At 72.8% G+C, this 6466-nt stretch carries 7 protein-coding genes and 1 pseudogene; 3 read left to right on the top strand and 5 right to left on the bottom strand.

Going from position 1 to position 6466, the window contains the following annotated elements:
* Positions 1 to 216: 216 nt before the first annotated feature.
* Both VR44_RS43225 and VR44_RS33330 read right to left on the bottom strand, forming a co-directional pair.
* A pseudogene (locus VR44_RS43225) lies at positions 217 to 345 on the bottom strand (GntR family transcriptional regulator); the annotation flags it as partial.
* A 142-nt stretch (positions 346 to 487) separates the two neighbouring features.
* Complete coding sequence (locus tag VR44_RS33330; protein WP_045951375.1) at positions 488 to 1225, bottom strand: SAM-dependent methyltransferase; 738 nt, start codon at positions 1223 to 1225, stop codon at positions 488 to 490.
* 67 nt (positions 1226 to 1292) lie between these two features.
* Here VR44_RS33330 and VR44_RS33325 point away from each other — a divergent pair, with 67 nt between their 5' ends.
* The gene (locus tag VR44_RS33325; protein ID WP_045951374.1) at positions 1293 to 1808 is read left to right on the top strand and encodes a hypothetical protein; all 516 of its coding nucleotides are present in this window, start codon (positions 1293 to 1295) and stop codon (positions 1806 to 1808) included.
* Between the two features lie 9 nt (positions 1809 to 1817).
* Here VR44_RS33325 and VR44_RS33320 read toward each other — a convergent pair whose 3' ends face one another.
* The 3 genes from VR44_RS33320 to VR44_RS33310 form a co-directional block, all read right to left on the bottom strand.
* Positions 1818 to 2003, bottom strand: a complete 186-nt coding sequence (locus tag VR44_RS33320) for a DUF1059 domain-containing protein (protein WP_045951373.1) — start codon at positions 2001 to 2003, stop codon at positions 1818 to 1820.
* Between the two features lie 143 nt (positions 2004 to 2146).
* On the bottom strand, positions 2147 to 2380 hold the full coding sequence (locus tag VR44_RS33315) for a ferredoxin (protein ID WP_045951372.1): 234 nt from the start codon (positions 2378 to 2380) through the stop codon (positions 2147 to 2149).
* Complete coding sequence (locus tag VR44_RS33310; RefSeq protein ID WP_045951371.1) at positions 2380 to 3831, bottom strand: aldehyde dehydrogenase; 1452 nt, start codon at positions 3829 to 3831, stop codon at positions 2380 to 2382. Before VR44_RS33310 ends, VR44_RS33315 begins: the two co-directional genes overlap by 1 nt.
* A 209-nt stretch (positions 3832 to 4040) precedes the next feature.
* Here VR44_RS33310 and VR44_RS33305 point away from each other — a divergent pair, with 209 nt between their 5' ends.
* Positions 4041 to 5081, top strand: a complete 1041-nt coding sequence (locus VR44_RS33305) for a Strvi_7410 family MBL fold metallo-hydrolase (RefSeq protein ID WP_045951376.1) — start codon at positions 4041 to 4043, stop codon at positions 5079 to 5081.
* A gap of 303 nt (positions 5082 to 5384) precedes the next feature.
* Positions 5385 to 6466 (top strand): SCO2321 family membrane protein (locus VR44_RS33300; RefSeq protein WP_045951370.1); only part of this gene is annotated, 1082 nt, incomplete at its 3' end.

Raw genomic sequence — 6466 nt, 5'->3', positions numbered from 1 at the left:
GCCATGAGTGCCGCCCGGGGCCGCGATTCGCGGCAGATCGCTACGCGCTCCTCCAGTCTCAGCGTCCGGCGGCAGTCGGGGGCTGATACCCGCAGCGAATGACGGCGAGAGCGTCCCCCGGGGCCGGCGGGCGCCACAGATCGCTACGTACTCCTCGAATCCCGGCGTCCGACGACCATCTGGGGCTGATACCCGCAGCAAAGGACGACCAGGGTGTCAGCGGGCGTCGAAGTCGTACTCCAGGACGTAGGACGCCGAGTCCAGGGTCATGTCGTTGACCTCGACAGGGCGGCCGCCCTCGGCGAAGGCCGTGCGGATGATCTGGATGACGGGCGTGCCCGGTGAGAGCGCCAGGCGCTCGGCATCGCCAGCCGACCGTGCAGCACCCGGTGAGGCTCAAGACGAGCCGCACGCCCGCCGGGCCCAGCGCCGGGCTTCTTGGGCGGGTGCTGGAGGGAGTGGACGGACTGACCCCCGGCGGGCGGGGTCAGGCCGGGGTGGGGCGGAGGATGAGGGTGGTGAAGCCCCAGGAGTCGCGGTAGGTGTGGAGCCATTCCGTGCGGCGGGTCGTGGCCCAGGTGAGGATCTGGGGGCTGTCCGGGTGGGTGGGGTGGTCCAGGGCCCAGTCGGCGAGGGTGCCCCAGTTGGACCATTCGTAGTCGTCCAGTTCCTGGCGGGTGCTGGTGTGGCCCTGGACGGGGGTCCAGCCGTTGGTGACCACCTGGTCCACCAGGGTGGGCAGGTCGGCGAAGTCGCCCAGGACTTCGATCGCTTCGGGGGTGGGGGTGCGTTCCCAGAAGCCGTCGCCGATCAGGACGCGGCCGCCGGGGGCGAGGTGGGTGCGGGCCGCCTCCAGGGTGGGGAGGAGGCCGCCGAGGGCGTGGGTGGAGCCGACGCAGAGGATCAGGTCGAAGGGGTGGGGGGAGGTGAAGTCCTCGGCCTTCTGGTGGTGGAGCGTCAGGCGGGCGTCGATGCCCAGGCGGACGGCCTTCTGGCGGGCCTCCTCCAGGTCGCTCTCGGAGATGTCCACGCCCTCGGCGTGGACGTCCGGGTGCGTGGTCAGGGCGCGCAGGAGCCATTCCGCGCTGCCGCAGCCGAGGTCCAGGACGCGTTCGTCGCCGCGTGGGAGGGCCTGGGAGAGGAGGCTGCTGACCGAGTCGTCGTTCAGGGGGGACTTGATGGGGTGGTGGGTATGGGCCAGCTTCGAGATCTGTTCACGGTTCACCGGCGCAGCTTCGCAGGGGGCAAGATCGCGCGCATCCCGTTTTAGGTAGGCGTCGTAGGCTCTGCGGGTGATCGACGAAGCTCTGGTTTGGGATCGTTTCGCCGCCCTGCTGCCTGACCCCGATGGTGATGAGGTGCGGGTGTGCTGGGCGGTCGGTGAGCAGGAGGCCGGCCTGGATTACCTGGTGGACGCGCTGCTGCGGCACCGGGTGCGGATCGGGGAGGACACCCGGGCTGAGATAGCGGTGGTGGCTGAGGGGTGGGGGGTGCGGGAGGCCGTCACCCGGCGGCTGGTGGAGTGTCCCGGGGACGGGCTGCCGGCGGAGCTGGAGCTGGTCGAGGGGGCGGACACCGTCGTCGGCGTCGGTGATCCCGCGCTGGACGGGTTCCTCCTGATCCCGTGGATACGGTCCACGGGATCAGGGCGACTGCTCGTCCGGGCTCATGTGGAGGAGCCCTGGGGGGACCTTTCGCTCATTCCGGAGTACTACGGGGTCCTGGCGTCCGGGCAGGGGCCGGTGCTGCGTCTCTTCGAGTCGTTCTCCGCCCGGGAGGCGTTGGAGGAGCTCAGGCGGCTGCCCTGAGGTCGGGCGTCAGGCGGCCACCTCGGTCTTCAGCATGCCGCGCAGGGCGTCGCGGAACTCCGTGGTGTCCTCCTCGCCGTGCACCGCGACCGCGTGCTGGACGGCCGCGTCCATGACCTCGTCTTCCTCACCGATGATCGTCAGGGTGCATCCGACCTCGCTGGGGTACTCCCTGCAGTCCATGACCTTGCGCATGACGCACCTCCCAGTGGCGATGCCTACCGGTCACACCTCCTACGATCCTCCGGTCGGGCGCCGGAGGAAAGCCGGGGTGCCGGTCAGGCGCCGCCGGGCTGGAGGGCGCCGTCCGGAGCCGGGCGGCTCCGGCCCGTCCGCCGTCAGTCCTCCGGCGGGAAGACCGGCTCGCCCGTGGCCGCGAGGGTGATCAGGATGGCCTCCACGGGGCAGCCTTCCGCCGCCGTGAGGGTGGGTTCGTTGGCGTCCGTCTCGGGGGTGCGGGGGTGGGACTGGCGGGCGGAGTCGAGGGTGAAGGCGTCCGGGGCGTGGTTCACGCACATGCCCGAGCCGATGCAGACGCCCCGGTCCACCTCCACCTGCCAGCGGTCGCCCATCAGGAGCCCGCCGGCAGGTGGATCATCTTGTGCTCCAGGTACTCGCTCAGGCCCTCGGGGCCGAACTCCCGTCCCACGCCGCTGTTCTTGTAGCCGCCGAAGGGGCCGAGCATGTCCAGGCTGAAGGTGTTGACGTTGAAGGTGCCGGTGCGGACGCCGCGGGCGAAGTCGATGCCGTGGTCGACGTCGGCGGTCCAGACGCTGCCGCTCAGGCCGAATTCCGAGTCGTTCGCGATGCGGGAGGCCTCCGCCTCGTCCGTGTAGGGGATCAGGCAGACGACCGGGCCGAAGATCTCCTCCTGGGCGATCCGCATCGAGTTGTCGACGTCGCCGAAGAGGGTGGGTTCGACGTACCAGCCGCGTTCCAGGCCCTTCGGGCGGCCGCCGCCGGTGAGGATCTTGGCGCCCTCCTCCTGGCCGATGCGGATGTAGTCGAGGGAGCGCTGCTGCTGGCGCCGGGCGACGAGCGGGCCGAGCTGGGTGGCCGGGTCGAGGGGGTCGCCGACGACGAGGGCGCCGGCCGCGGCCGCGAGGGCCTCGGCGATCTCCCCGTAGCGGCTGCGCGGGGCGAGGATCCGGGTCTGGGCCACGCAGGCCTGGCCGTTGTTCATCCAGGCGGCGGGGACGATCCCGGCGACGGCGGCCTCCAGGTCCGCGTCCGGCAGGATCACGGCGGCGGACTTGCCGCCGAGTTCGAGGGTGACCCGGGTCAGGTTGCGGGCGGCGACCTCCATGACCCGCTTGCCGGCCGCGACGGAGCCGGTGAAGGCGACCTTTTCGATGCCGGGGTGTCCGACCAGGTACTCGCTGACCTCCCGGTCGGCGGGCAGGACCGACAGCACGCCCTCGGGCAGCCCGGCCTCGCGGGCGATGTCGGCCAGGATGAAGGAGTCCAGCGGGGCCTCGGGCGAGGGCTTGAGGATGACGGAGGAGCCGGTGAGCAGCGCCGGGGCGAGCTTGGCGGCGGCCACGAACTGCGGGACGTTCCACGGGATGACGGCGGCGACGACCCCGACCGGTTCGCGGCGCACCAGGATCGGGCCGAGGGCGCCCTGGCGGCGTTCCTCGTACGGGTAGTCGCGGGCGACGGTGATGGCGGCGTCGTAGACCATCATCGCGCCGAGGGCCTGGGCGAGGACGCTCCAGGAGTACGGGGAGCCGTTCTGGGAGCTGATGGAGCGGGCTATCTCCTCGTGCCGGACGGTGATGGCGTCCTTGATGCGGGAGACGACGGCGATGCGCTCGTCCAGGGTGAGGCGGGGCCAGGGGCCCTCCTCGAAGGCCTTGCGCGCGGCGGCGACGGCCCGGTCGACGTCGGCCTCGCAGGCGTGCGGGACGCTGCCGATGACCTGCTCGGTGTGGGGGGAGACCACGCGGATGGTGCCGGTGCCCAGCGGATCGGTCCATTCCCCGCCGATGAACAGTTGTCCGTGTTCCACGAGCTCGGTCATGTCCGATGCCTCCAGGGGCTGCACACGCTCTCACCGATGTCGCAGAACTGATACCAGTTCTAGTTCCAGGAGTCCACGGTCGGGACAGGGGTCGCAGAAGAGCCGATGCACGGTCAGGACTGTTGGCGGACGGTCGACTTGGGCTACTACTGGAACGCGTTCTCGTCAGAGTGGATCGAGCCGGCCAGGGAGCCCCCATGTCAGAGGTCATGTCACAGGTCACCGACCACGGCGGGGGTGTCTGGGGAATCAAGGTCCCCATCCCCGACAACCCCCTCGGGCACACCCTGGTCCACGTCCTCGACACCGGCTCCGGCCCCGTCCTGGTCGACACCGGCTGGGACGACCCGGGCTCCTGGGACGCCCTGACCGCCGGACTCGGCGCGCTCGGCATCGCCGTCGCCGACGTGCACGGCGTGGTCATCACCCACCACCACCCCGACCACCACGGCCTGTCCGGGAAGGTCCGGGAGGCGTCCGGGGCGTGGATCGCCATGCACGCCGCCGACACCGAGGTGGTCCTGCGGACCCGCTCCGCCGATCCGGGCCACTGGTTCGACTACATGGGCGAGAAGCTGACCGCCGCGGGAGCCCCCGAGGAGCACGTCGCACCGCTGCGCGCGGCCCGGGAGAGCGGCCGGACGCGGACCCTGCCGGGACTGCGGGCCGCCGTCCCCGACCGGGAGATCGTCCCCGGCGAGCTGCTGCCGCTGCCCGGGCGCCGGATGCGGGCGATCTGGACCCCCGGACACACCCCCGGCCACGTCTGCCTGCACCTGGAGGAGGCCCATCCCGCGAACCTGCCCGGCAACGGCCGGCTCTTCTCCGGGGACCACCTGCTGCCCGGGATCTCCCCGCACATCGGCCTGTACGAGGCCCCGGAGGACACCCGGGTCACCGACCCCCTCGGCGACTACCTCGACTCCCTCGAACGCGTCGGCCGCCTGGAGCCGGCCGAGGTGCTCCCGGCCCACCAGCACCCCTTCACCGACGCCCCCGCCCGCGTACGGGAGCTCCTCGCGCACCACGAGGAGCGGCTGGACGGGCTGTGGCGGCTGCTGCTGGCCGAGCCGCTGACCCCGTGGGGGCTGGCGGAGCGCATGGTGTGGAACCGGCCCTGGGAGCAGATCCCGTACGGTTCGCGGAACATCGCCGTCTCCGAAGCGGAAGCCCACCTGCGGCGACTGGTGAAACAGGGCCGGGCGGAGGCGGTCACGGGCACGGACCCGGTGGCGTACCGGGCGGTCTGAGCGGCGCGGGCCGGGGGGTGCGGGGGTCCGGCGCCCCGGGGCCCGCGGGGTACGGGCCGGTAGAGTGAGGCCGTCGTCCACACTTCCGTACGGGGGGAAGCCGGTGCGAATCCGGCGCTGACCCGCAACCGTGACCCGGCCCGCAGCGCGCGGGGCGGGGAGCCGGAATGCCCCGTAGCGGAGGTGCGCGGCTCGTGCCGCCGGAGCCTCCGGCGGCCGGCACCGTCGAGGTAAACGGAGCCGGAGCCCGGTGCCCGCGCGTGCCCGTCTCCCGCTCCCCGCACGAGAGGCACCCGCCCCGCCATGAACGTCCGCCGCAGCGCCGCCGCGCTCGCCGCCTCAGCCGTGCTCTGCGTGGGCGCCGCCCCCGCAGCCCTCGCCGACACGCCGCCGCCCGCCCCCTCCGCGCCGCCGGTCATCCCCTCGGGCCTCTTCGGCAAGGCCGACCCCTCCTACGACGGGGTGTGGCGGCAGTCCTTCGCGCTGCTCGCCCAGCAGACCGTCGGCGAGAAGCCCGCCCCGCAGGCCGTCGACTGGCTCACCGGCCAGCAGTGCGCGAACGGCGGCTTCGCCTCGTTCCGCGCGGACGCCACGAAGGCCTGTGACGCGACGACCGTGTACGACACGAACGCCACCGCCGTGGCCGTCCAGGCGCTGAAGGCCCTCGGCGGCAAGGACGCGCAGGTCAAGAAGGCCACGGACTGGCTGAAGTCCGTCCAGAACGAGGACGGGGGCTGGGCCTACGTCCCCGGCTCCCCCAGCGAGGGCAGCTCCACCTCGATCGTGATCAGCGCGCTCGCCGTGGCGGGCGAGAAGCCGGCCGAGGTGAAGTCGAAGGCCGGCAAGTCCGCCTACGACGGCCTGCTCTCCTTCCAGCTGGGCTGTTCCGCCGAGCCGGCCGGCGACCGGGGCGCCTTCGGGTACCAGCCGGCCGACGGCAAGCTCGCCGCCAACGCCGACGCCACGGCCGCCGCCGTCCTGGCCGGCCTGGGCAAGGGCACGCTCGTCGAGCCCGCCACCACCGACACCCCCACCGCCCCGCTGGCCTGCCCGGCGGGTGCCGCGGACCCGGCGGCCGCCGCCCAGGCCGCGGCCGGCTACCTGGCCGAGGCCCTGAAGAAGGACGGCCACCTCACGGCCGTCACGCCCGGCGCCGACCAGCCGACCCCGGACACCGGCAACACCGCCGACGCCGTGATCGCCCTGGCGGCGGCCGGACACCGGCAGGCGGCTGCGGGCGCGCTGGAGTGGCTCAAGAACAACTCCGCATCCTGGTCCAACCGGAACCCGGCCGCCCTGGCCACGCTGGTCCTGACCGCCCACGCCACGGGCACCGACCCGAAGGCCTTCGGCGGCGTCGACCTGGTGGCGGCGCTGAACGCCAC

It is taken from the genome of Streptomyces katrae, assembly GCF_000966975.1.
Lineage (GTDB): Bacteria > Actinomycetota > Actinomycetes > Streptomycetales > Streptomycetaceae > Streptomyces > Streptomyces katrae.
Note: the sequence above shows the minus strand (reverse complement) of the source record. Positions and strands in the feature narration are given on the sequence as shown.

Bases quoted from the DNA above. Each gene is read 5' to 3' on its own strand.
- VR44_RS33320 (WP_045951373.1), bottom strand. From the start codon at position 2,003: ATGCGCAAGGTCATGGACTGCAGGGAGTACCCCAGCGAGGTCGGATGC.
- VR44_RS33315 (WP_045951372.1), bottom strand. From the start codon at position 2,380: ATGGGCGACCGCTGGCAGGTGGAGGTGGACCGGGGCGTCTGCATCGGC.
- VR44_RS33310 (WP_045951371.1), bottom strand. From the start codon at position 3,831: ATGACCGAGCTCGTGGAACACGGACAACTGTTCATCGGCGGGGAATGG.
- VR44_RS33305 (WP_045951376.1), top strand. From the start codon at position 4,041: ATGTCACAGGTCACCGACCACGGCGGGGGTGTCTGGGGAATCAAGGTC.